We start from the raw sequence: 23,424 nt of genomic DNA, 5'->3' as shown, positions 1-23,424 counted from the left end.
AATAGTATAACGATGAATGTAAATTTCTTTATAGACAGGCCGGTATTCTCGGCAGTGATTTCGATTGTCATTGTCATTACAGGCATTATCGGGCTTTCTTTGTTACCGGTCGATCAGTATCCTCAGATTACGCCACCTGTGGTGAAAGTGAGTGCGTCTTATCCGGGAGCAAGTGCTCAGACGGTTTCTCAGGCGGTAGCTACTCCGATCGAACAGGAACTTAACGGTACTCCGGGTATGCTCTATATGGAATCGAGCAGTTCCAATTCGGGAGGTTTTTCTGCAACGGTAACCTTTGGAATTGATACCGATCCGGATTTGGCCGCTGTAGAAATACAGAATCGTATAAAACTTGCCGAGCCTCGTTTGCCGGCAGAAGTGATACAAAACGGAATCTCCGTTGAGAAACAGGCTGCCAGTCAGTTAATGACGATAACACTACTGTCGAGTGATCCGAAATTCGACGAGATATATCTAAGCAATTTCGCTACCATAAATGTGTTGGATATGTTGCGCCGTATCCCCGGTGTGGGACGAGTATCGAATGTGGGTAGTCGTTATTATGCTATGCAGATATGGGCTCAACCCGATCGTCTGGCCAATTTCGGATTGACGGTACAGGATCTGCAGAATGCGTTGAAAGATCAGAATCGAGAATCGGCTGCGGGTGTATTGGGCCAACAGCCTGTTACAGGTTTGGATGTAACGATTCCGATTACGACGCAAGGTCGTCTTTCTTCGGTATCGCAATTCGAGGATATTGTATTGCGGGCGAACCCCGACGGTTCTATTATTCGTTTACGGGATGTTGCCCGGGTTTCTCTCGAGGCCTCTTCTTACAGTACCGAAAGCGGTATTAATGGAGAAAATGCGGCCGTACTGAATATAAATATGTTACCGGGAGCGAATGCTATGGAAGTAGCCGATCGTGTGAAGGAGACCATGAAGGAAATCAGTCAGAATTTTCCTGAAGGTATTACTTATGAGATTCCTTTCGATATGACGACATATATATCGCAGTCGATACATGAAGTGTATAAAACTTTGTTTGAAGCATTGTTTTTAGTCATATTGGTCGTGTTTCTTTCGTTACAAAGCTGGCGGGCGACTCTTATACCGGTAGTTGCAGTACCCATTTCTCTTATCGGAACTTTCGGCTTTATGTTGATATTCGGTTTTTCGTTGAATATGCTTACGTTGTTGGGGCTGGTGTTGGCAATCGGTATTGTTGTCGATGATGCGATTGTTGTTGTTGAAAATGTGGAACGCATAATGGCCGAAGAACGTATAGATGCTTATCAGGCTACTAAAAAGGCGATGAGGGGATTGAGTAGTGCTCTTATTGCTACATCTTTGGTATTGTGTGCCGTATTTGTTCCCGTAAGTTTTCTTGAGGGTATAGTCGGCCAGTTATATCGACAGTTTACGGTAACGATCGTAGTTTCGGTTTTAATTTCTTTAGTAGTGGCGCTTACATTGAGTCCGGTGATGTGTTCGTTGATTTTGCGTCCTAGAAATCCGAAGACTAAAAATATTGTTTTCCGGAATATTAATTACTGGCTTACGAAAGGAAACCGGAAATATACCGGTTGGATAAGAAAGAGTCTTAGATTTCCGCGTAGAGTATATGCCGGCTTCGGAATGGCACTTGTCGCTATTGTGGCGCTTAATTCTCTTATTCCCACCAGTTTCCTTCCACAGGAGGATCAGGGATATTTTAAGGTGGAACTGGAATTGCCCGAAGGCTCTACACTTGAACGTACCCGAGAGGTAACCGACAGAGCGATTAAATATTTAATGCAAGATCCGAATGTGGCGTATGTGCAGAATGTGACCGGGAGTAGTCCTAGAGTAGGAAGTAATCAGGCAAGAAGCGAGCTTACAGTCATTCTTAAACCTTGGGGGGACCGAAAAAAAACAGATATAAACAAGATTATGAAAAAAGTGGAAAAGGATCTTTCGGTATATCCTGAAAGTAAAGTGTTCCTGAGTACACCTCCGGTAATTCCTGGATTGGGAACCTCGGGTGGTTTCGAGATGGAACTCGAAGCTCGTGGTGAGGCTACTTTACAAGATTTGATGCATGCCACGGATACGTTAATGTATTATGCTTCGAAACGAAAAGAATTGTCGGGATTGTCTACTTCTATGCAATCGGAAATACCCCAGTTGTATTTTGATGTAGACCGGGATAAAACAAAATTACTGGGAGTTCCTTTGGCAGATGTATTTTCTACGATGAAGGCATATACAGGTTCGGTTTATGTAAACGACTTTAATATGTTTAATCGTATTTATAAAGTTTATATACAGGCCGAAGCTCCCTATCGGGCTCATAAAGATAATATCAATCTCTTCTTTGTGAAAGCTGCTAATGGTTCTATGGTACCGCTTACCGCATTAGGAACGGCGAATTATACGACCGGACCCGGAGTTATAAAACGGTTTAATATGTTTAATACTTCGGTAATACGGGGGGTGGCTTCGCAAGGTTATAGTACGGGGCAGGCTATGAAAATACTGGAAGAGATAGCTGCAGAGCATTTACCCTCTAATATCGGAGTCGAATGGAGCGGCCTTTCCTATCAGGAAAAACAGGCTGATGGAAAAACCGGGATTATACTGGCATTGGTATTCTTATTCGTATTCTTGTTTCTTGCGGCCCAGTACGAAAGTTGGATGATACCTATTGCCGTATTGCTTTCGTTACCGGTTGCGGTTTTGGGAGCCTATTTGGGGATTTGGGTGTGCGGACTTGAAAACGATGTTTATTTTCAAATAGGTATGGTAATGCTGGTGGGGCTGGCAGCCAAAAATGCTATTTTGATCGTTGAATTTGCGAAAGTGGAGGTAGATAACGGTCACGATATCATTCAGTCGGCTATTAATGCAGCTCGTTTACGTTTTCGTCCTATTCTGATGACGTCTCTGGCTTTTATTTTAGGAATGTTACCATTGGTATTATCCAGTGGCCCCGGGTCTGCAAGCCGTCATGCAATAGGTACGGGAGTTTTCTTTGGCATGCTCTTTTCTATTACGATCGGTATTGTCTTGGTTCCGTTCTTTTTCGTAGCGATTTATAAATTGAAAGCAATTCTTAAAGCAAATTGGTCATGGAAAAAAGTATTAAAAAATATATAATCGGGATTGTGATCGTATTTGTTTGTGTCGGTATGTTTTCATGTAAAGTAGGGAAAAAATATACCCGTCCCGAATTGAATTTGCCGGCAGCACTCGTTGAGGGTGGAAAAGATACGGTAACGTATGCCGATATGAAGTGGTGGGAAGTGTATACCGATACTACTTTGCAATCGCTCATACGAAAAGCGTTGGAGTATAATAAGGATATGCTCATTGCCTCGGCCAGGATAAAGGAGATGGCTGCAATGAAACGTATCAGTCTGGCTAATCTTTTACCGCAGATCGACGGTACGATATATGCCGAAAGGGAAATGGAAAATTACGGGGGCAATAATCCTGATAATGCTAATAGTTTTGAAGGTAAGTTGTTGTTCTCATGGGAAATCGACCTTTGGGGCAATCTGAGATGGGCCCGGGAAAAAAGTATCGCTGAATATATGCAGTCGATAGAGGCTCAACGTGCTCTGAAAATGACTTTGATTGCCGAGGTGGCACAGGCTTATTTCGAATTGGTGGCGCTCGATAATGAGCTTACTATCGTACGGCAGACATTAGCTAATCGGCAGGAAGGCGTACGCTTGGCTAAACTTCGTTTCGATGGCGGGCTTACTTCCGAAACTTCTTATCAGCAGGCTCAAGTAGAATTGGCCCGTACCGCTACGCTGGTACCCGAACTCGAGCAGAGTATTGCGCTGAAAGAAAACGATATCGCTTTTTTAGTAGGGGAATATCCGCATACAATTGTCAAAAATATAGTGCATCGTGAAATACAGCTTCCCGATTATTTACCGGTAGGTCTTTCTTCGGAGTTGTTGAAAAGACGTCCCGATATTCGTCAGGCCGAGCAACAATTGATTGCTGCAAATGCTCAGGTAGGTATTTCTTTTACCGATATGTTTCCGCGTATTACACTTACAGGTAAATATGGCTTGGAGAGCCCATCATTATCTGATTTTTTGAAATCTCCATATGGATTTATGAGCGGTACTTTGCTCAATCCTATTTTTGAAGCCGGAAAAAATATCGCCCGGTATAAAGCTCAAAGGTATGCTTATGAACAGGAGTGTTACCGGTATGAGAAAAGTGTTTTATCGGCATTCAGGGAAGTGAACAATGCCATTGTGAATTTTAATAAAATAAAAGAAGTATATGTATCGCGTAAGAAGCTCGAGGAAGCGGCGAAAAGTTATGTTGATCTGGCTCAGTTGCAATATATCAACGGAGTTACGCGTTATCTCGATGTGTTGGATGCTCAACGTTTGTATTTCGATGCTCAAATAGGATTGAGTAATGCCATACGGGATGAACGCATCGCGATCGTATACTTATATAAAGCCCTGGGTGGTGGATGGTAAAACGGGATAATTCCCGTTTTACCATTTTTAATGAGAGACATTTATTTTTTATTATATAAAGTTCATAATATGACGTATTGATAGCTGTAAATTTTGGTTTTTTCCAGACAAAAGATTATTACAGTAAAATTTAAAATATAAGGATTGAACTCTGTAAATGGAGGATAATCTCAGAAGGTACTACCGCAGAAAACGGTTGCTGTTATTTGATTCGTTGAAAACTATTTACAGAGTTGGCGTTTCATACGTCGTTAATTGATCTTTATGTAAAGATAGTATTATTCTGTAGATTTATATCTTTTTTGAGAATCGAATAAATTCGATATATTTTTGTGTTACTCCGATGTGCAAACAAATGATTCATGGAAAACTTGAACGTATTTTAAAAAGCCATTTTCAAACCGGTTCTCCGATAAATATTTAACCGGGAAAAAACAGGGTTTCAGAGAGAGCCTATTAATTCCCGGTAAAGAGAGAGAGAATGCATTTTTCGATATGAAAACCATATCGAAAAATTATGATTCGATTTTAGGATGAGATTATTATTTTTCTATTCCTATGTTTTTCAGCCAGGCTTCTACTTTATCGCGGGCATCGCTCACTGTCGATCCCTGTACAGCCAAGCCTTCTTTTAGGGAAATAGCGGGATATATGCTTTTAAAAACTGAGAGGCTGCTGCCGAAATTACTGCCTTCGTGTGTACAGAAAGGAATAATGGTTTTACCCGATAAATCATAGGTCTCTATAAAATTGCGTACGATCATAGGCATTGTGCCGTACCAAATAGGGTAACCGATGAATACAGTAGAATATTGGTCTGGGTTTTCGAGTTTATTCTTTATTGCCGGACGAGCGTTATTTTTTATTTCGTCTTGTGCTATATCGGTCGTTTCCGTATAACTTGCGGGGTAGGGGGTAACGGGCACGATTTCAAATAAAGTTCCCTGTGTATATTTTTGGATATAACCTGCGATAACGGCGGTATTGCCGGTAGTAAGAAATGTGTCGGGGTAATTATAACCGGTACGTGAAAAATATGCGATCAGGATATTAGACTCTTGTGATGAAGATTTTACAGTTTCATGGGGGATGGTGTTATTATGGGGGTTATTACCGTTACAGGATAAGCAGGAAAGACCTGTGATAAATCCTAATAATAATGTCAGTTTCTTTTTCATATCTAAATTGATTTGTATTTTATTGTGTGGCTATTTCTCAATTTTATAATGACAAAAGTATGTCGATTTTCCGGTAGACCCATTATATAAATTACAGAAGTTTGTACCAATATTACTGATTCTGAGAAGGCCATGAATCATGTATCGGAAAAAAAACTATTTTTGTGTAATGTGAAAATTCAGAGAGTGTGATGGAAGAAAAGATTGTGAATATGAAGTCGGTAAGCGACTATAACAATTTATTACCCGGGCTAATGTAAATAAAGATGTTTGAGCGAAGTACGAAAACTTGCTCGATGAATATTTCCTTACCGGAAAATCTCTGTAGTTCGGGTTGTCTTCGGTTAATTATTATGCTGATAAATAATTTATGTCTTCCTATTGTGGGGGGATGATTAAGACAGAAACCGGTAAGTCGGCACAAGAATATATCCAGATAAAATTAATCGGAGTTGCTAAAGATTTGGTTGCCGACTCCGATAAAACGTTCAGTCTAAGCGCTTACGAATAGGGAGTTCAATATCCGCGACATTTCAGCCGCTTATTTAAGAATGTTACCGGATTTACCCTTAATGAGTATCGTGTGCAGATAATATGAAATAGGTTTTGGGAAGAGGCTGAATTGGTAAAGGTTATAAAAAGAGTATATAAAAATATATTTGAGAGTAGTGGAATGTTGGTTTGGGATTAAATTTAAATTATAGTATGAAAAGCATATATTCGAACGTATTAATTGTTTTGTTGTTTTCGGTAGCAATTTTTTGTTGTTCTTGTACATCACTGAAAATAGGTGGTTTACAATGTGAAAAATTAAGCGAACCGTTGAGTATAGACAATGTTTCTCCTCGGTTCGACTGGGTTTTAAGCTCGAATAAACAGGGAACTAAACAAATTGCGTATCAAATTTTGGTAGCATCGGACAAAGAATATTTATCGGAAAAAAAGGCTGATTTGTGGAATTCCGGAAAGGTGGAATCGGGTACTTCCAACGGAATTTTATATCAGGGACATCCATTGACTTCAAAAAGTTTTTCTTATTGGAAAGTTCGTGTTTGGGATGAAGAAGGAAAGGTATCTGCATGGAGTAAACCAGCTTGTTTTGGCGTAGGCTTATTGTTCCCTGATGATTGGAGTGCCCAATTTATAGGGATGACACAGACTGAAGAGAGAATGGAATCGCCATTACTTCGAAAAACTTTCTACTGTAATACTATAGGGGAAAAAATGATATTTCATGTAAATTCATTAGGATATCATGAAGTATATGTAAACGGAAGTCCTATTAGTGATGCTGTACTGTCTCCGGCTGTTTCTCAGTTTGATAAACGTTCTTTAATTGTTACTTATGACATAACCCGATTTCTTAAAAAGGGGAGTAATGAAATTGTTATCTGGTTAGGCAAGGGGTGGTATCGAGATGGCCTGCCGGGGGTTGTAAAAGGCGGACCCTTTGTGCGGGCTCAGTTAGAATGTAAGGATCACGGGAAATGGACTACGGTTTTGATGACAGACGATACCTGGTTGGCGAGCGAAAGTGGCTATGTATCTACCGGAAATTGGAGACCTCATCAGTTTGGAGGAGAAGTTATAACGGCATCCGAATTACCATCGGACTTAACCGTATCTTCGTTAAATAGCAGGAAATGGGAAAAAGTTAAAGTTGTATATATGCCTACTCACAAGGCTACTCCCCAAATGGTAGAATTGAACCGGATTCAAAATAAATTTCACCCGGTATCTTGTAGAGCTGCTCAAGATTCATCTTGGATATATGATATGGGAAAAAATTTTACGGGGTGGACGAAAATAAAATTCCCGACATTGTCACCGGGGCAAAAGATTAGAATTAGTTATTGCGATTTTTTAGATGAAAAAGGACAGTTTAGAGACGGGCTTTATGAAGATTATTATATCGCTTCCGGTAAAGAGGGGGAGTGTTTCGTTAATAAATTCAATTATCATGCATTTCGTTATCTGAAACTTACAAACCTCGGTCAGGCTCCGGCCTTGTCCGATATAACGGGTTGCCTGATTCATACCGATTATAGTGGAAAAGCTTCTTTTAGTTGCTCAGATGAAGATTTAAATGCAATTCACGACATGATCGAATATACATTTCGATGTTTGACATTGGGCGGTTACATGGTGGATTGTCCTCAGATCGAAAGATTGGGATATGGTGGTGACGGGAACGCTTCGACGCAAACCGTACAGACGATGTTCAATCTAACGCCGTTATACATGAATTGGATGCAGGCATGGGCAGACTGTATGAGAGATGACGGTGGGATGCCTCATACTGCTCCGAATCCTTATATGGCAGGTGGAGGACCGTATTGGTGCGGGTTTATAATTACAGCATCTTGGGCAACATATGTGAATTATGGAGATAGCCGTTTAATCGAACGTTATTATCCTTATATGCAACGATGGTTGGATTATGTGGATAAATACTCCGTGAAGGGTTTGCTTAAACCCTGGCCGAACACAGATTATCGAAATTGGTATTTAGGGGATTGGGCTACTCCCTCAGGAATCGACCAGACAAATTCTTTATCGGTAGATGTCGTAAATAATTGTTTTATATCTAATTGTTACCAAACCATGTGCAAGATTGCAGACGTTTTGGGTAAAGAACAAGATAAACATACTTATACCGTAAAGTATAAAAATCTGAATACCCTTATTCATAAAACGTTTTTTAATGACCCCCAGAAGAGTTATGCTACAGGCACGCAGATTGATTTGACTTATCCGATGCTGGTTGGCGCTACGCCCGAAGAAAAGCTGTCTGATGTTAGAAATACTTTATTTCGAGTAACGGAAGAGCGTTTTAACGGACATTTGTCTACCGGGTTGGTAGGGATACCTGTGATAACGGAATGGGCCATTAAAAATAATCAGGCCGATTTTATTTATGGTATGCTGAAGAAAAAAGATTATCCGGGTTATTTGTATATGCTGAATAATGGAGCGACTACAACTTGGGAGCATTGGAATGGAGAACGTAGCCATATTCATAATTGCTATAATGGTATCGGATCTTGGTTTTATCAGGCTTTGGGTGGGATTATTACGGATGAAAAAAATCCTGGATACAGGCATGTATTTATTCAGCCTCAACTGGTAAAAGGCATTTCATGGGTAAATGTTTCGAAAGAAATTCCTTTCGGGAAATTAAAAGTGAAATGGGAAAAAACCAATTCTTCTTTTATGCTGAATCTGAGTATTCCTGTCGGTTGCGAAGCAACTGTCGTGTTGCCTGTTAAGGCTAAAAGTATTTCTATAAATGGCGAGAAATCACATCCTTCGCAACAACTGCATTTACAATCAGGGCATTACCATATTAAGTGCGTTTTGTAAATAAAGAGATATTTCCCAATTATCTTTTTAGAGAAAACGGAAACAGGTTATTTTTAATTGAACGTATAAATTATTTTTTAAGTAATAAAAAAAGTTGATATATATTTTTTATATAATGTTTATAATAAAAATGATACCTCTTTTGGGGTAAAATCTAATTTCGTATTTTTGTAAGTTGAATTTAATAAAATGTTAGGTATATGGGAAAATTGAATCCAAAACAAGCTTTAAATCAGGCATATAGAAAAGTTTCTATAGAAACTTTGGATTTTGAACATTTTAAAAATACCTTACAATCACTGTTTGAAAACATTTCGGATGGCCAAAGAGAAGAAACTCAAAAAGAACATTTAAGGAATTTTTTGAGCGAAACTTTTTATAAAACTTATTATATAGCACCCGAAGGAGATATTGACTTGGCAGTCCGGTTGGATAAAACAGTAAAGTCAAATATTGGATTACTCATAGAAGTTAAAAGTACGACAAACAAGAACGAGATGGTTTCTGTTGATAACTTAAACAGAAAAGCTTTACAGGAACTTTTACTTTATTATTTAAGAGAGCGGATAACAAAGAAAAATACAGATATCAAATATTTGATAGCTACTAATATACATGAATTTTTCATTTTTGATGCGCATGAGTTTGAGAGGAAATTTTATCAAAATAAGGAATTGCGCCGAGAGTTTCAAGATTTTCAAGATAGAAGGAAGACAAGTACAAAAACGGACTTCTTCTATACAGAGATAGCATCAGTCTATATAGAAAAAGTAAAAGATGACCTTGAATATACCTATTTTAATTTACTTGACTATCAAAAGTATATACACGAAAAAAATACAGTGTCACGGAAACTTATTGAGCTTTATAAAATATTCAGTGACATTCATTTATTAAAGCTTCCATTTCAAAATGATAGTAACTCTCTGAACAAAAGCTTTTATAATGAGCTTTTACATATAATCGGCATTGAAGAAAAGAAAGAAAATAATAAAATAGTGATTGTTCGCAAGGCTGTAGGTAGACGAGACGAGGCTTCTTTGTTGGAAAATGCTATCAACCAACTAGATGCAGAAGATTGTTTGCGTAAGGTAAATGGGGTTTTGTATGGTAGCACACATGAAGAACGCTTATTCAATGTGGCTATGGAACTTTGCATCACTTGGATAAACCGTATTCTTTTTTTGAAACTGCTGGAAGCACAAATGCTGAAATATCATAATGGTAACTTGGCATATAAATTCCTTATCTCAACCAAAATACGTGATTACGATGATTTGAATACGCTTTTCTTTAAAGTCTTAGCTTGTGATATACCTCATCGGATTGAATCTGTGTCAAAGGATTTTGGGTATGTGCCTTATTTGAATAGTTCCCTTTTTGAAGTAACTGAACTTGAAAGTGATACTATAAAAATAAATAGTTTGTCGCAACGTGCAGAACTTCCGATATGGGAAAATAGTGTGTTGAAAGGTAAAAAACGAAATTTACAAGTAAATAAATTATCAACATTAGAGTATCTGTTTGCTTTTTTGGATGCTTATAATTTTTCGAGTGAAGGAAGTGAAGAAGTACAGGATGAAGCTAAGACTTTGATTAATGCATCGGTGTTGGGGCTTATCTTTGAGAAAATTAACGGACATAAAGATGGTTCGGTGTTTACTCCTGGATTTATAACTATGTTTATGTGTCGTGAAGCTATTACCCATACACTGCTGCAAAAGTTTAACGTACATTATAATTGGAATTGCGTTTCAATAACAGATTTATACAATAGGATTGAAGACATTGCAGAGGCAAACAAATTAATTAATAGCGTTAAGATATGTGATCCTGCTGTTGGATCGGGACATTTCCTCGTATCTGCATTGAATGAGATGATATGGATAAAATATGAGTTAGGTATTTTGGTTGATGCATATGGTAAACGGATAAAGAAATCAGAATATACTTTATCTATTGAAAATGATGAACTGATTGTTACTGATGCCGATAATAACCTATTTGTGTATAATCCACATAACGAGGAAAGCCGAAGGATGCAGGAAACGTTGTTCAATGAGAAAAAACGGATTATCGAAAATTGTCTTTTTGGAGTAGATATTAATCCTAACTCTGTAAAAATATGCCGCCTTCGCCTTTGGATAGAATTACTGAAAAATGCTTATTATACAGCGGAAAGTAGCTACTTTTATTTAGAAACTTTGCCCAATATTGATATTAACATCAAATGTGGCAATTCTCTTTTGCATCGTTTTAATTTGGATGAAAGTATAAAACAGGTATTGAAAGAATCGGGTACAACTATAGAGCAATACAAAAATGCGGTAGCTAAATATAAGAATGCTCAAAACAAGGGGGAGAAAAGAGATTTGGAAACGCTTATCACGGCTATTAAGTCAAAATTGAAAACTGAAATATCACAAAGAGACCCATTAATATTACGTCTAAAAAAACGGAAGGGGGAATTAATGGATTTACTAAAACAATTGGAATTGTTTGAATTTACTAAGAATGAGTTAAAGGAACGTGACAAGAGGATAACTACATTGAAAAAAGAAATCAAAACAGCAGAAGATCGGCTGGAGGAAATCCGTTCCAACAAAGTATATATGAGTGCATTTGAATGGAGAATAGAATTTCCTGAGGTATTGGATAATGAGGGGAATTTTATAGGATTTGATTTAATTATTGGGAACCCGCCTTATATTCAGCTACAGTCTATGTCTGAGAGTGCAGATGTGTTAGAGCGTATGGAATATAAAACATACACCCGTACAGGGGATATCTACTGTTTGTTTTATGAATTAGGCATGACTCTTCTTAAAACAAATGGTTATTTATGCTATATAACTTCCAATAAATGGATGAGGGCTGCGTATGGCAATGCTTTACGAAAATATTTTGCCCAAGAAACTAATCCTACGATGTTGATTGATTTTGCTGGAATAAAGATTTTTGGTTCGGCAACCGTAGATACAAATGTTCTTATGCTTCAGAAAACAACGAATTTACAAAGGACGTTTGTTTGTACATTGCAAGATAGGAATGACTTAAATAATTTGAGCGTTTTCGTGCAGCAAAGTGGGTCGTTTTGTAATTTTTCTAACAGCGATTGTTGGGTAATCTTATCGCCAATAGAACAAAGCATAAAGCGCAAGATCGAAGCTGTGGGTACGCCACTCAAAGATTGGGATATACAAATATATCGAGGTGTTCTTACTGGATATAATGAAGCTTTCATTATATCTACTGAAAAACGGAATGAAATTCTCGCGAACTGTCAAACAGAAGATGAATACAAAAAAACGGCTGAAATTATACGACCTATTCTGCGAGGCAGGGACATAAAACGTTACGGATATAATTGGGCTGGACTATGGCTGATTAATGTACACAATGGTATAAAGGGTAAGCTTGAACGCATTCATATCGAAAAGTATCCTTCTATAAAGGTTCATTTGGACCAATATTTAGATAAAATTTCAAAAAGAGTTGATAAAGGAGAAACACCCTATAATTTGCGTAACTGCGCTTATATGGAGGATTTTTTCAAGCCAAAAATAATATTCCAAGAAATTGTACAAAGTGGACAATTCTTTTTTGATGAAAAGGAAAATTTCTTATGTAATGATACAGGGCGAATCATTGTTGGTAAACATTTAAAGTTTCTTATTGCTATTTTAAATAGTTCTTTGTTTTTTTATGCAGTAAAGCATTTTTATGGTGGTGGCATATTGGGTGAAAATGGTGTTAGGATGAAACACACTTTCTTTCAATACTTTTCTTGTATAAGCCCTAATAATGAAATAGAGAGCCTTATAGAAGATTTGTTACAAAAATATGACCATTCTAAATACCAAAAATTAGATCTTATTATTTTGAAAAAGTATGGCCTAACTTCTGAAGAATGTGATTTAGTAATTACTGAATGTCAATGCTAAAATAAATAAGAATGTGTCAGACATGGGAAGCATTATATCTTACATAGTTTCATTTTTTAATATTACTTTCTATATATAAAATTTCTTCTTTAGAAAAACCGTAAGAAATAAATATAAAATCATCTGTTTCTTCTTTAGACAGATTAAGAGGAATAGTTATATTTTGGGGTATTGGAAATTTAGTAAGAGATTGTATATTAAGCATAATGTCTCCGGATCCCGTTGTATCACTATTTTTGTATATATAATAAGTCCCAACTTTGCTGCAGAGATAAGATAAAATAATTTCATTGTACTTTCCTGCTGAAATAAAGCTTGCAGGTGCTGTTAGGAATATGCCTGAATCAACTAATGCAAATGCCAGATTTCGACCAACTGCTTTCCAACATATTTTTGGCTTGAAAAAATCCTCCCAATACTTGGCCCCCCAACGTTGCATAGCATACCACTCATAACGTATTTCAGTTTCAGCTTTGTTACGTTTCGAAAGTGGGTCTTTATATTGCAGCATGTGATTATATACAGCTGGATATTGTTCTTTGAAAGCTTTTTCTGCTTTTTCAGAAGCACCTGTTATAGATTCCTCAAATTGATATGGAAAATGCCAAGGAATGTATATTAACCAAAGATTTGCCCAATTATATCCGTAACGTTTTATGTCCCTGCCTCGCAGAATAGGTCGTATAATTTCAGCTGTTCTTTTATATTCATCTTCTGTCTGACAATTGGTAAGGATTTCTTCTCTTTTGACTGTATCAATGATAAAGGCATCATTGTAGCCAGTTTTTATTCCGTAGTTAATTTGTATATCCCAATCTTTGAGTGGCGTACCCACAGCTTCGATCTTGCGCTTTATGCTTTGTTCTATTGGCGATAAGATTACCCAACAATCGCTGTTAGAAAAATTACAAAACGACCCACTTTGCTGCACGAAAACGCTCATTAATATTCTACTAAAAAATTTTTAATGTAACGAGCTAATGTATTTCTATCAACATGGCAAATTTTGGCTATTTTGCGTTGTGATACTTTTGCTTTTAATAATTCTTGTATAAGAGTTTTTTTATTATGTAGCTTATATTTTTCAGGAGAACTCTTTTTACCTTTCGGTCTTCCTAATATTATTCCTTCGGCTTTTTTTCTTGATAATGCTTCTTTGGTGCGTTGGCTAATTAAGTTACGTTCAATTTCAGCAGATAAGCCAAAAGCAAAAGCCAAGACTTTACTTTGAATATCTTCCCCTAAACGATAATTGTCTTTAATAGTCCAAACCTTACATTCCTTATTCATGCAAAGATTAAGGATTTCCATTATCATAAAAAGGTTTCTTCCAAGACGTGATAGTTCAGCACAGATGATAAGGTCGTTCTTTTGCACTTTTTTCAAGAGTTTTCCCAATTCCCTTTTATTGTAGGATTTAGTTCCACTAATGGTTTCTTCAATCCAGCCATCGATTTTCATTTTTTCACGTTCACAGAAATTACCGATTTCGAAACGTTGGTTTTCTACTGTCTGTTTATCGCTGCTTACTCTAATATATCCGTATATCATATAAAATTTATGTTTGTTCAATGAGAGATAAGCGGAATCCTTTATTATATAAAGGTAAATGGGTGAAACAGTATATAAACAAAGGAAGGATGATTGATTCTATTTTTCATTTTTATCTGTTATAGAATCGTTGTAGCAATGAAAATGTTGTAGATCTGTAAGGTATTGCAAATAAAAAAGGAGTTAAGAAAAACTTAACTCCTTTTATTTACCAGTCGGGGTGACTGGATTCGAACCAGCGACCACACGCCCCCCAGACGTGTACTCTAACCGGACTGAGCTACGCCCCGATTAATTGTGTTGCAAAAGTAATACTTTTTGTAATTCCTTCAAAATTTTATAATGTATTTTTTTGAGTGAAATTAGGTGCTCTGTTTTATCTTAATTGTAAATGAATAGGTTACATGTGAAATAATTCTCGATAGAGATCGAATGCAATTCCGATTTCACTTCTGTTGGCTGTTTGGTTTATTTTTACATCGCCGATGTCGGCCAGTAAAGTGAAATTTACCGCTTCGGAGTCATTTTTTTTATCGTGAGTCATGAGTTCGTATAAGTGGTCGTAATCATCACAGGTTATGGGAAAGGCTCCGTAATTTTCATAAACAAACCGGGCCAATTGACGTATGGTATCGATTGGAAATTGTACTTGAAAGTGAGAGATTAGTAATTCGCAAATCAGTCCCCAAGCAACAGCATAGCCGTGAGCGACAGGTTTCTTGCGTTCGTGGGAAAGACTCTCGAATGCGTGTCCGACGGTATGTCCCAGATTAAGCGATTTTCTGATATTTTTCTCGAAAGGATCGTTTTTTACGATTTCTTCTTTTACATTAACCGATTCTTTGATTAGTTGAAGCATTTGGTCGAGATCAGGCGTAGACAAATCTCCATCGAGCAGTTTGTTGTATATAGCCGGATTACTGATAAGCCCGTGTTTCAGCATTTCGGCATATCCCGATAGTAAGTTTTCACGGGACAGAGTAGCAAAGAAACGGGTTGAAATAATCACGGCAAGAGCCGGATTGAATGCTCCTATTTCATTTTTCAAACCGTTGAAATTGATTCCTGTTTTTCCTCCTACTGCTGCATCTATGGCTCCTAATAAAGTCGTAGGTATATTTATGTAGCGTATTCCCCGTTTGAAAGTAGATGCGGCAAATCCTCCCAAATCGGTAACCATACCTCCCCCGAGATTGATTAGGAAAGATTTACGGGTGGCATGTCGTGTACTAAGCTCGAGCCACACGGCGCATAAAGTATCGATATTTTTATGTGTATCGTCAGCCTCTATTGTTATGACCGTTGCGTCTTTTATCGCCTTACTGTCCCCGAGTAAAGGTAATGCGTATTGCCGGGTATTGGTGTCGGTAAGTACGAAGAGTTTGTCGTAATTGTATTGCGATAATGCTTCATCGACCGTTTTGTTTACATGCCGGGTAAATAAGATTGCTTGTGACATTCGTTTTCTTTTAAGTAATTAATGATTTTCAGAGTCTTTTATCGCGTTGAATAGTTCATCGAAATAATCGGCCAGTTTTTGCATCGAAGGCAATAATAAATCGGCTCCTGCATCGAGCAAAATCTGGTCGGATAGAGGTCCGGTATTTACGGCAACCGTAAATATGCCGGCTGCGACTCCGGCTTCTACCCCTAGTGGCGCGTTTTCAACTACAATTGCTTCAGATGCTGTTACACCTGCTTTTTTTAATCCCATAAGATAGGGTTCGGGGTTCGGTTTTCCGTGTTTTACATCGAATGCGGTAACCATATGGTTGGGGGTGAAAATTCCATGATAATCATGGTTGAGTTTTTCGAGTAACGAAACTTGTCCCGAACCTGTTACCAGGACCGGAGTAATTCCCTTTGACTTTACGTTTTCAAGAAAATCCAATGCTCCGGGCATCGGGGGAGCCGGGGGAAAGCGGCAGAAATTCTCTGTCTTTAACCGGTAAATGTCTTTTTTTTCTTGTTCGGTCGCTTTCCGGCCTTTTTCCCTTTCGAAAAGCAGGTTGATCGTAGAGGCTCCAGTACGTCCTTCATACATATAAAATTCATCTTCGGTACTGTTTATCCCTTGCGATTGCATCGTTACATACCATGATTTGGCATGATTTTTCATCGAATCGTATAAGACACCATCCATATCAATAAGTACAGCTTTTAATGATTTTATAGACTGAGAATGGCTGATGTTATACTTTTTAATAGCTTCTTTTATCATTATTCTACAGAAATTTCAATTACAAAATTACAAAGTAATCGGGATATACAGTTTTATTTTTCATTAAAAAGCCGTGATATTTATGTATTGTCTGTTGATTATGGCCTTCATTTTCGAGATTTACGCTTTTTTCGAAGTATCGAACCCATAAATTATACTACTTTTGTTTTTTCAATTGCGAATCTTACATTTATAATTTCATAGATATATATGGCTATGATAAAACGTTTTTGGAAAAGAACAGTTATCTTTTTCGTCGTTTATTTACCGATGATCTGTTTTTTATCGGCACAGGATAAAGCAAGTCTTGTCAATTGGCAATTAATGTATAACGATACGGTTGTTGGTACCGATGCGACACGTGCTCTCGAGTGGTTGAAGAAACATCGTAAACCATCTCGACAACCGATTATTGTCGGGGTAATCGATTCGGGAACCGATACTACACATACTTATCTCAAACCCTCGTTTTGGGTAAATATAAAGGAAATACCCGACGGAAAAGATAATGATGGCAACGGATATATAGACGACATACATGGATGGAATTTTCTCGGGGCTAAAAACGATACTTTCAATGTTGTTGAAGCCGGGGCTCAGGAGTTTAGGGAATTCAGAAGATTATATCCCAAGTATAAAGATTATCCGACCGATTCGGCGTCGTTGGCTAATGCTTCTGCCGAATACGAATACTATTTGAAAATGATGGAAGACTCACAGTCGGATGTGTTTTTTAAAATATTAGAACATGCAACTGGGGTCTTGCCTTCTTATGTATATATCGACAGTGTAGCTCGTGTGGAGTATCCCGATAGTAAATCTTTAACCGTCGCAGATGTTTTGAAGTTGAAAGTATCCGGTAATGATTTTTCAGAAGCAATGAAAACCGTGTCGGGAGATATTGCTGAAATGCAGTATAGTGGAAACTGGAACGATTTAATGAAGCAGATGAATTCGAGCTTGAAGGAAGCGCAAGAGTTTAAGAAAAATCTCGATAGCGGAACTGATTTAAGGCATCAGGTAGGAGATGATATAAATAATTCGGAAGACCGTTTTTACGGGAATACCGATCTTATGGCTGGCTTTTTCGACCATGGGACATTTGTGGGAGGAGTTATTGCTGCGCAAGAAAATGAAGGGAACGGTATGGTAGGAGTATATCCCGAAGCGCGAATAATGGCTATAAGGGCTATCCCGCGTGGCGATGAATATGACAAGGATGTGGCATCGGCAATCTATTATGCGGTGGATAATGGTGCTAAAGTAGTTAATATGAGTTTCGGTAAAATGATATCTCCTCATAAAGAGATGGTCGATGAGGCGTTAAGATATGCTGCTGATCATGATGTTTTGCTTATACAAGCTTCCGGAAATAATGGAATCGACAGGGATGAAATTCTGTTCTATCCGTACGGGACCGATATTAATGGTGCACGTTTGGGGAATATGCTTTGTGTGGGTGCTTCGGATGTAGAAGGTAATCCTTGTATTTTTTCGAACTACGGTAAAAAAACAGTCGATGTATTTGCTCCGGGAGCCGGTATATGGTCGATTGCACCGGATAACAGCTATGTTTCTTCTTCGGGAACGAGTGTAGCATCTCCGGTAGTTGCCGGTATAGCGGCTATGATACGTCATTATTTCCCGAAACTTACTGCTGTACAGGTTCGAGATATACTTATGGAGAGTGTCATAAAGATCGATCGGGAGGTTGTGAGTCCGGGTACGGGAGAAATAACCCGTTATAATGAACTTTGTGTGTCGGGGGGTATTGTAAACGCGATGAAAGCGGTAAAATTGGCAAATGGAATGTATAAAAAGGGACGTTGATCTCTTTTTTGCAAATCTCTCGTATCGTATTTTGTTGTCGTTATCGGGAATATATTTTATTTTTGACACAGAGAATAATTAATAAAGATGAAAAAAATCATTTGTCCGAAGTGTGATAATTACGTAACTTTTAATGAGGAAAGATACGAAAAGAAGAGTTCTTTATTTTTTGTATGTCCTCATTGCGGTAAGAAATTCAGCATAAAGGTAGGAGATATCGAGGAGGTTCCCGGTTCTGATTACGGACATATTACGGTGCTGGAAAATGCGTATGGTTACCGCCAGGAATTACCTCTTTTTCTGGGAGATAATATTATCGGTCGTCGTTCTAAAGGTACGGAAATACAAGTGCCGATTGAAAGCAGTGATGTAAGTATGGCCCGGCAGCATTGTGTAATCAACGTAAAATGCGGAAAATCCGAAATCCCGATTTACACGCTTCGGGATTTTCCCAGTGTAAGCGGAACTTTTTTGCGCCATGAATGTTTGGGTAAAAAGGAACGGGTAGTGCTCGCAAACGGAGATATCGTTACAATCGGAGCGACTACGTTTATCGTATATTTTTCCGATTCGGAAAATGAGAATTGAATTTGTTTATATTATAGAAATATGAGTAAGAATATTGTACTTTTCGATGGGGAAACGGCACATGCCGAGTTATTGCCTATTACTTTTACCCGTCCGGTAGCCGATATACGACTGGGAATATTTACTATACGGGAAAAATGGGAACGCTTGTTTCCCGGTGATTATTCTTATCTTACCGAAGATTATCTGGCATCGAAATTTCCAGCAAAGGAAGTTGATGAGACGTTTTATATTGCGGGAAATGTATGTCCCTCCCAGAGATTGGTGGAAGAGATAGAGGCTCTCGGTCACGGAGAATCGTTAGGATATCAAGGTACTTTTATCGCATTTAGAGGAACCCCCGAGGCGTTTCGTAACGGAGATTATGGGAATATGAGAGATGCAGATGCCGAGCCTTGTATGATTAACCATTTGTTCGATATTTTTCTGAAAAACGGAGAAGCTCTCGAAGCCGATTATTTGATGATAGCCCGTAATGAAAAGCCCGCTGTAATTAGTCCTACTAACCGTATTGTCGGAGATTTGTATTATCCTGACGGTACACCCAAGATATTTATAGAGAAAGGTGCAACTGTAGAATGTGCCGTACTGAATGTTTCTGAAGGTCCTGTATATATCGGGAAAGATGCCGAGGTTATGGAAGGATCGTGTATCCGGGCTCCATTTGCAGCCTGTGAGCATGCTGTGGTAAAAATGGGCACTAAGATTTATGGAGCTACTACTTTAGGACCGTATTGTAAGGTCGGAGGAGAATTGAGTAATGTCGTTATGCTGGCTTATTCGAATAAGGGGCATGACGGATTTTTGGGAAATGCCGTTATCGGTGAATGGTGTAATTTGGGTGCCGGTACAAATGCTTCGAATCTTAAAAATGATTATAGTGAGATTAAACTTTGGAATTATCCTTCCCGTCGTTTCCTTCGCACCGGTTTACAGTTTTGCGGCCTCATTATGGGAGATCATTCCAAAGCTGGTATTAACTGTATGTTCAATACCGCTACCGTATTGGGGGTAGGGGTAAACGTACACGGAGCCGGTTATCCACGTAATTTTGTTGCCTCTTTTAGTGAAGGAGGAACATCTGGATTTGCCGATGTGCAATTACCCAAATTTTACAGTATTGCCGAACGTATGATGGCTCGTCGCGGGAAAGTGCTTACCGATGAGGACAAGGCGATTTATGAGGCGATATATACGCAAGCCGAAAATTTGAAGTAATATAAAATGAAGGGAGAATATAGGCGGAATCTATACCTGATTTCGTTTATATTTTTCCGTTGTAAAAGATAGTTATTATTTCTTTAAAGGATACGGCATTTTTTATTTTTTCAATTAATTCGTTTATGTCACTTATGTCCGAATTATTTTTTATTTCATTTTGTAAAGATTCGGTTAAGTTTATCATGAATTGTTTGAAATAATCAAGGGAAATAAGCTCTGTTTCGTCGTTAAAAATATAATAGAACCTTATTATCTCTTCCGGACGGATATCTGCAGAAGGGGCAAATTGTGCTTTTTCGGCGGTTTCAACGGTAAAGACTTGTCCTTCAGAATCGATGATTTTAATTCCTTTATAGTCTTCTTCTTTAAATTCTTCGAAAGTACATTCGTCCATAATCATACCGTTATAAAGATCCGATTCTCTGGTAATTTTTAAAAAATTACGATTTGTAGAAAATTGTATGATGGGGAAATTCATTTTGGGCTGAGGCTGAAAAATGGTTTTTCTCTTTTTTTTCTTTTTCATACTTGCATATACTACCAGAAGAAATAATCCCGCTATAAGTAAGGCGATAAAAAAGTGAGCTAAATTTGAGGTTTCGCGATTATCTTCACTATCTATTGTTACAGATGGATAATTTTCTTCTGAATAAGTATCGTAACTGTTGTTTATATTTGCGGGATTTTCATCGATAGTGATTTCGTATATTCCGGTTGAATATGCTTTCCCGTCGAACATCGCCGTAATGGAAGGCATCTTATAAGTACCGGCTGTGTCGGCACTCACAAAAAACATATAACCGTAATCTTTCGAATCATCTACCCCTGATGTAAGCTTTACGGGATTAGAAGCGTCTCCATATAAGTCTCCCAAATCGATTTCCGGATCGTAATCGGGCCGTGCGTTGAAACGGATCGACAACATAAAATCTTTACCCGCTATAAGTTTTTGATCGCTTTGGTCAATCGGTTTGGCAGAGATTTTATGCTGCACCTGAGAAATATTTGTTTTTGGCCTGGGGGGAAGGACGATGATTTCTTTCGATTCGCTTTTATAATTTTTTCCGTTTATTCTTAAGGTGACTTCTGGTATTGAGTAAGTTCCCGGTTTATCGATGGTTGCAATATAGTAAGTTCCTGTAAAGGTAGCCGAGGTGAGCACACCGTTTATTGTGGTGGCGTGATCCTGCGTAATTGCATAGCCTTTTTTATTGAAAGAGAAAGGTTTTCTGCTATGGGGTATAGAAATAGATTCTGCTTTTTCGGTCGATACGTATCCGAATATAAATTGTTCGTTAACCCTGACCGACCGGTCGCATATCGTCATGATCTGTAAAGAGGGGTTGCCGGGATCGGGGCATTCCTGCCCAGTAGAAAATTGAGGAAGCGAAAATAAGAATAATAAAAGAATAATTTTTAATTTGTTCCTTTTAAGTACGGGATCGTAAGGCTTCATAATTGATTGAATATATTTAATAATAATGTAAATATACGAATAAACCGTTATGTTGATCCTATATATTCATAAAAATACCCTGCCTGTATTGTTTGGGCAGGGTATGTATAGGTTGGTCATGTAGTGTTATTTTTTCATGAGTTTGTGGTAACGGAGTTGTTTCAGGTTATGGGCCGCTTCTTTTTTATTAACAGGATATGCTTTGCGGAAAAACCGTTCGGCTTTCTCATAATTCCCTTCCATCATATACAATACTCCGAGATTGTTCCATGCTTGTGGATTTTCGGTATATTTATCGAGATAACGATGTGCCTGCGACAAATTGTTTTTTAAGATTTCTACGGCACCTGCATTTATATTGGCAATTGGGTCGAGTGGATAATTATGTACAGCGATATCGAATACATCATTAAATTCTTTACTTCCTGTCGGATAAGTATTGGCCACAAGGAACATTTCATTGAGGCTCATTTGGGAGGGAGCCGTTTTCAATATCTCTATCCCTTCGGTTACAGAGAATGCTTTTATCGTATAATTAAGTGTATATTCTACACGTCTGAGTCTCGTATAATATTTATCGAGTAGCATCCGATAGTCAGAACCTTTAAATAAGTTTTTTATTTGAGCATTTTTTGTACTTCCTGTAACCGAGGAGTCGATAATATCGAGTAAGGCTTCCTTGTATCTCGAATTCGAGGCTATAATTTCTTTTTTCAGTCCTTCCCAGTCTTCTCCTTTCCAGCTTACGTTGAATATGCCGGAATTTAGGTTATAGTTTGTTTGTAAGTATTTCTGTAGAGCAAAAGACCGGTCTTTCGATAAGCGCTCGTTCAGAATGGAAGGGCCTTCGGGAGAAGCAAAGCCAGTAAGGTCGATAGAAGTAATAGCAGCATACCGGTTATCTTTTATTTCATTGATCATGTTCCGTATTTTTTGCAATTCTTCCGGATTTTTGCTGAATGACGGTAATACGACCGATTTTCCGGTAGGAAAATCGAGATAAGCTTTTCCTTCGAATTTCCTCGATTTTACAGTTTCAACGGGAGGGGTGATGTAAGCGACTAGCGGAGGTTCGAGCGGTAGCCGTATTTGGGATAATAGTTGAATAATAAATTCTGCTTTTTTACAATCGGCACAACCTGAAAGTTCTTCTTTGAGGAAAATCCCGGAATTTTCCATCCAAGGCTGATAAGGAAGTGTATAGGAATAATGTATGTTCCGGGGCGTATCCTTTCCGATACGGATCATAAAAAACGGTTTGGGTATTTGATTACCGAAAGTTTCGCTTCTTTGTATGGCTTTGTATTTATTTTTACCGGACAGAAAAACAAGTGGTAGTTCGAGTTCTTGTCCCTTTGAGTGAACGATTGGAGTGAGTATAAGTCCGTCACGTGATTTTATATCGATTCCGGAAAGGTCTATATCGAGTGTTATATACAGTGAGTTCCCGGTACATTCGGCTTTTGTTTCAGTAATTTTTATCCCATAATTGCTGTATGTTTGTGCATTACTTTGTGTGCTGAATATGCCGAATAACAGGGAGATAATATATAGAGTTGTTATTTTCATAGCTGTA

General features: G+C 38.0%; 14 protein-coding genes and 1 tRNA gene. 7 read left to right on the top strand and 8 right to left on the bottom strand.

Translation table 11 applies throughout. From position 1 onward, the window contains the following. Positions 1 to 12 precede the first annotated feature (12 nt). Together NMU02_RS09260 and NMU02_RS09255 are read left to right on the top strand one after the other, a co-directional pair. Positions 13 to 3,141 carry an efflux RND transporter permease subunit gene (locus NMU02_RS09260; RefSeq protein ID WP_255027561.1) on the top strand — a complete coding sequence of 1,043 codons (3,129 nt, stop codon included), beginning with the start codon at positions 13 to 15 and terminating at the stop codon, positions 3,139 to 3,141. A gap of 32 nt (positions 3,142 to 3,173) precedes the next feature. After that, on the top strand, positions 3,174 to 4,496 hold the full coding sequence (locus NMU02_RS09255) for an efflux transporter outer membrane subunit (protein ID WP_435522033.1): 1,323 nt from the start codon (positions 3,174 to 3,176) through the stop codon (positions 4,494 to 4,496). A 542-nt stretch (positions 4,497 to 5,038) separates the two neighbouring features. Here NMU02_RS09255 and NMU02_RS09250 read toward each other — a convergent pair. Next, positions 5,039 to 5,674, bottom strand: a complete 636-nt coding sequence (locus NMU02_RS09250; protein ID WP_255027559.1) for a flavodoxin — start codon at positions 5,672 to 5,674, stop codon at positions 5,039 to 5,041. Between the two features lie 705 nt (positions 5,675 to 6,379). Here NMU02_RS09250 and NMU02_RS09245 point away from each other — a divergent pair. Further along, positions 6,380 to 9,037 (top strand): alpha-L-rhamnosidase, encoded by a 2,658-nt coding sequence (locus NMU02_RS09245; RefSeq protein WP_255027558.1) that lies wholly within the window; start codon positions 6,380 to 6,382, stop codon positions 9,035 to 9,037. 200 nt (positions 9,038 to 9,237) lie between these two features. Continuing rightward, complete coding sequence (locus NMU02_RS09240; protein ID WP_255027557.1) at positions 9,238 to 12,981, top strand: type IIG restriction enzyme/methyltransferase; 3,744 nt, start codon at positions 9,238 to 9,240, stop codon at positions 12,979 to 12,981. A gap of 49 nt (positions 12,982 to 13,030) precedes the next feature. Here the strand turns inward: NMU02_RS09240 and NMU02_RS09235 are convergent, their stop codons facing one another. From NMU02_RS09235 to NMU02_RS09215, 5 genes are all read right to left on the bottom strand, one after another. Further along, on the bottom strand, positions 13,031 to 13,924 hold the full coding sequence (locus NMU02_RS09235; protein WP_290427133.1) for a TaqI-like C-terminal specificity domain-containing protein: 894 nt from the start codon (positions 13,922 to 13,924) through the stop codon (positions 13,031 to 13,033). Continuing rightward, positions 13,924 to 14,532 (bottom strand): master DNA invertase Mpi family serine-type recombinase, encoded by a 609-nt coding sequence (locus NMU02_RS09230; RefSeq protein ID WP_255027555.1) that lies wholly within the window; start codon positions 14,530 to 14,532, stop codon positions 13,924 to 13,926. Before NMU02_RS09230 ends, NMU02_RS09235 begins: the two co-directional genes overlap by 1 nt. A 215-nt stretch (positions 14,533 to 14,747) precedes the next feature. Then, positions 14,748 to 14,822, bottom strand: a tRNA-Pro gene (locus NMU02_RS09225). Between the two features lie 110 nt (positions 14,823 to 14,932). Then, positions 14,933 to 15,991: a 3-dehydroquinate synthase gene (aroB, locus tag NMU02_RS09220; RefSeq protein WP_255027554.1), complete on the bottom strand. Its 1,059-nt coding sequence runs from the start codon at positions 15,989 to 15,991 to the stop codon at positions 14,933 to 14,935. A gap of 18 nt (positions 15,992 to 16,009) precedes the next feature. Beyond that, positions 16,010 to 16,753, bottom strand: a complete 744-nt coding sequence (locus NMU02_RS09215) for an inorganic diphosphatase (protein ID WP_255027553.1) — start codon at positions 16,751 to 16,753, stop codon at positions 16,010 to 16,012. 210 nt (positions 16,754 to 16,963) lie between these two features. Here NMU02_RS09215 and NMU02_RS09210 point away from each other — a divergent pair, with 210 nt between their 5' ends. From NMU02_RS09210 to NMU02_RS09200, 3 genes are all read left to right on the top strand, one after another. Next, positions 16,964 to 18,583, top strand: a complete 1,620-nt coding sequence (locus NMU02_RS09210) for a S8 family serine peptidase (protein WP_255027552.1) — start codon at positions 16,964 to 16,966, stop codon at positions 18,581 to 18,583. An 87-nt stretch (positions 18,584 to 18,670) separates the two neighbouring features. Further along, a complete protein-coding gene (locus NMU02_RS09205; RefSeq protein WP_255027551.1) occupies positions 18,671 to 19,171 on the top strand; it encodes an FHA domain-containing protein in 501 nt (166 codons plus the stop codon). Positions 19,172 to 19,192: 21 nt separating this feature from the next. Continuing rightward, the gene (locus tag NMU02_RS09200; RefSeq protein WP_255027550.1) at positions 19,193 to 20,389 is read left to right on the top strand and encodes a putative sugar nucleotidyl transferase; all 1,197 of its coding nucleotides are present in this window, start codon (positions 19,193 to 19,195) and stop codon (positions 20,387 to 20,389) included. A gap of 46 nt (positions 20,390 to 20,435) precedes the next feature. Here NMU02_RS09200 and NMU02_RS09195 read toward each other — a convergent pair whose 3' ends face one another. Further along, positions 20,436 to 21,848 carry a BatD family protein gene (locus NMU02_RS09195; protein ID WP_255027549.1) on the bottom strand — a complete coding sequence of 471 codons (1,413 nt, stop codon included), beginning with the start codon at positions 21,846 to 21,848 and terminating at the stop codon, positions 20,436 to 20,438. 126 nt (positions 21,849 to 21,974) lie between these two features. Further along, positions 21,975 to 23,417, bottom strand: a complete 1,443-nt coding sequence (locus NMU02_RS09190; RefSeq protein WP_255027548.1) for a DUF3868 domain-containing protein — start codon at positions 23,415 to 23,417, stop codon at positions 21,975 to 21,977. Positions 23,418 to 23,424 lie beyond the last annotated feature (7 nt).

This window comes from Coprobacter tertius (assembly GCF_024330105.1).
GTDB classification, from domain to species: domain Bacteria; phylum Bacteroidota; class Bacteroidia; order Bacteroidales; family Coprobacteraceae; genus Coprobacter; species Coprobacter tertius.
Note: the sequence above shows the minus strand (reverse complement) of the source record. Positions and strands in the feature narration are given on the sequence as shown.

Coding starts and splice junctions, on each gene's coding strand:
- NMU02_RS09260 (WP_255027561.1), top strand. CDS start 13: ATGAATGTAAATTTCTTTATAGACAGGCCGGTATTCTCGGCAGTGATT.
- NMU02_RS09255 (WP_435522033.1), top strand. CDS start 3,174: ATGTTTTCATGTAAAGTAGGGAAAAAATATACCCGTCCCGAATTGAAT.
- NMU02_RS09250 (WP_255027559.1), bottom strand. CDS start 5,674: ATGAAAAAGAAACTGACATTATTATTAGGATTTATCACAGGTCTTTCC.
- NMU02_RS09245 (WP_255027558.1), top strand. CDS start 6,380: ATGAAAAGCATATATTCGAACGTATTAATTGTTTTGTTGTTTTCGGTA.
- NMU02_RS09240 (WP_255027557.1), top strand. CDS start 9,238: ATGGGAAAATTGAATCCAAAACAAGCTTTAAATCAGGCATATAGAAAA.
- NMU02_RS09235 (WP_290427133.1), bottom strand. CDS start 13,924: ATGAGCGTTTTCGTGCAGCAAAGTGGGTCGTTTTGTAATTTTTCTAAC.
- NMU02_RS09230 (WP_255027555.1), bottom strand. CDS start 14,532: ATGATATACGGATATATTAGAGTAAGCAGCGATAAACAGACAGTAGAA.
- aroB (WP_255027554.1), bottom strand. CDS start 15,991: ATGTCACAAGCAATCTTATTTACCCGGCATGTAAACAAAACGGTCGAT.
- NMU02_RS09215 (WP_255027553.1), bottom strand. CDS start 16,753: ATGATAAAAGAAGCTATTAAAAAGTATAACATCAGCCATTCTCAGTCT.
- NMU02_RS09210 (WP_255027552.1), top strand. CDS start 16,964: ATGGCTATGATAAAACGTTTTTGGAAAAGAACAGTTATCTTTTTCGTC.
- NMU02_RS09205 (WP_255027551.1), top strand. CDS start 18,671: ATGAAAAAAATCATTTGTCCGAAGTGTGATAATTACGTAACTTTTAAT.
- NMU02_RS09200 (WP_255027550.1), top strand. CDS start 19,193: ATGAGTAAGAATATTGTACTTTTCGATGGGGAAACGGCACATGCCGAG.
- NMU02_RS09195 (WP_255027549.1), bottom strand. CDS start 21,848: ATGAAGCCTTACGATCCCGTACTTAAAAGGAACAAATTAAAAATTATT.
- NMU02_RS09190 (WP_255027548.1), bottom strand. CDS start 23,417: ATGAAAATAACAACTCTATATATTATCTCCCTGTTATTCGGCATATTC.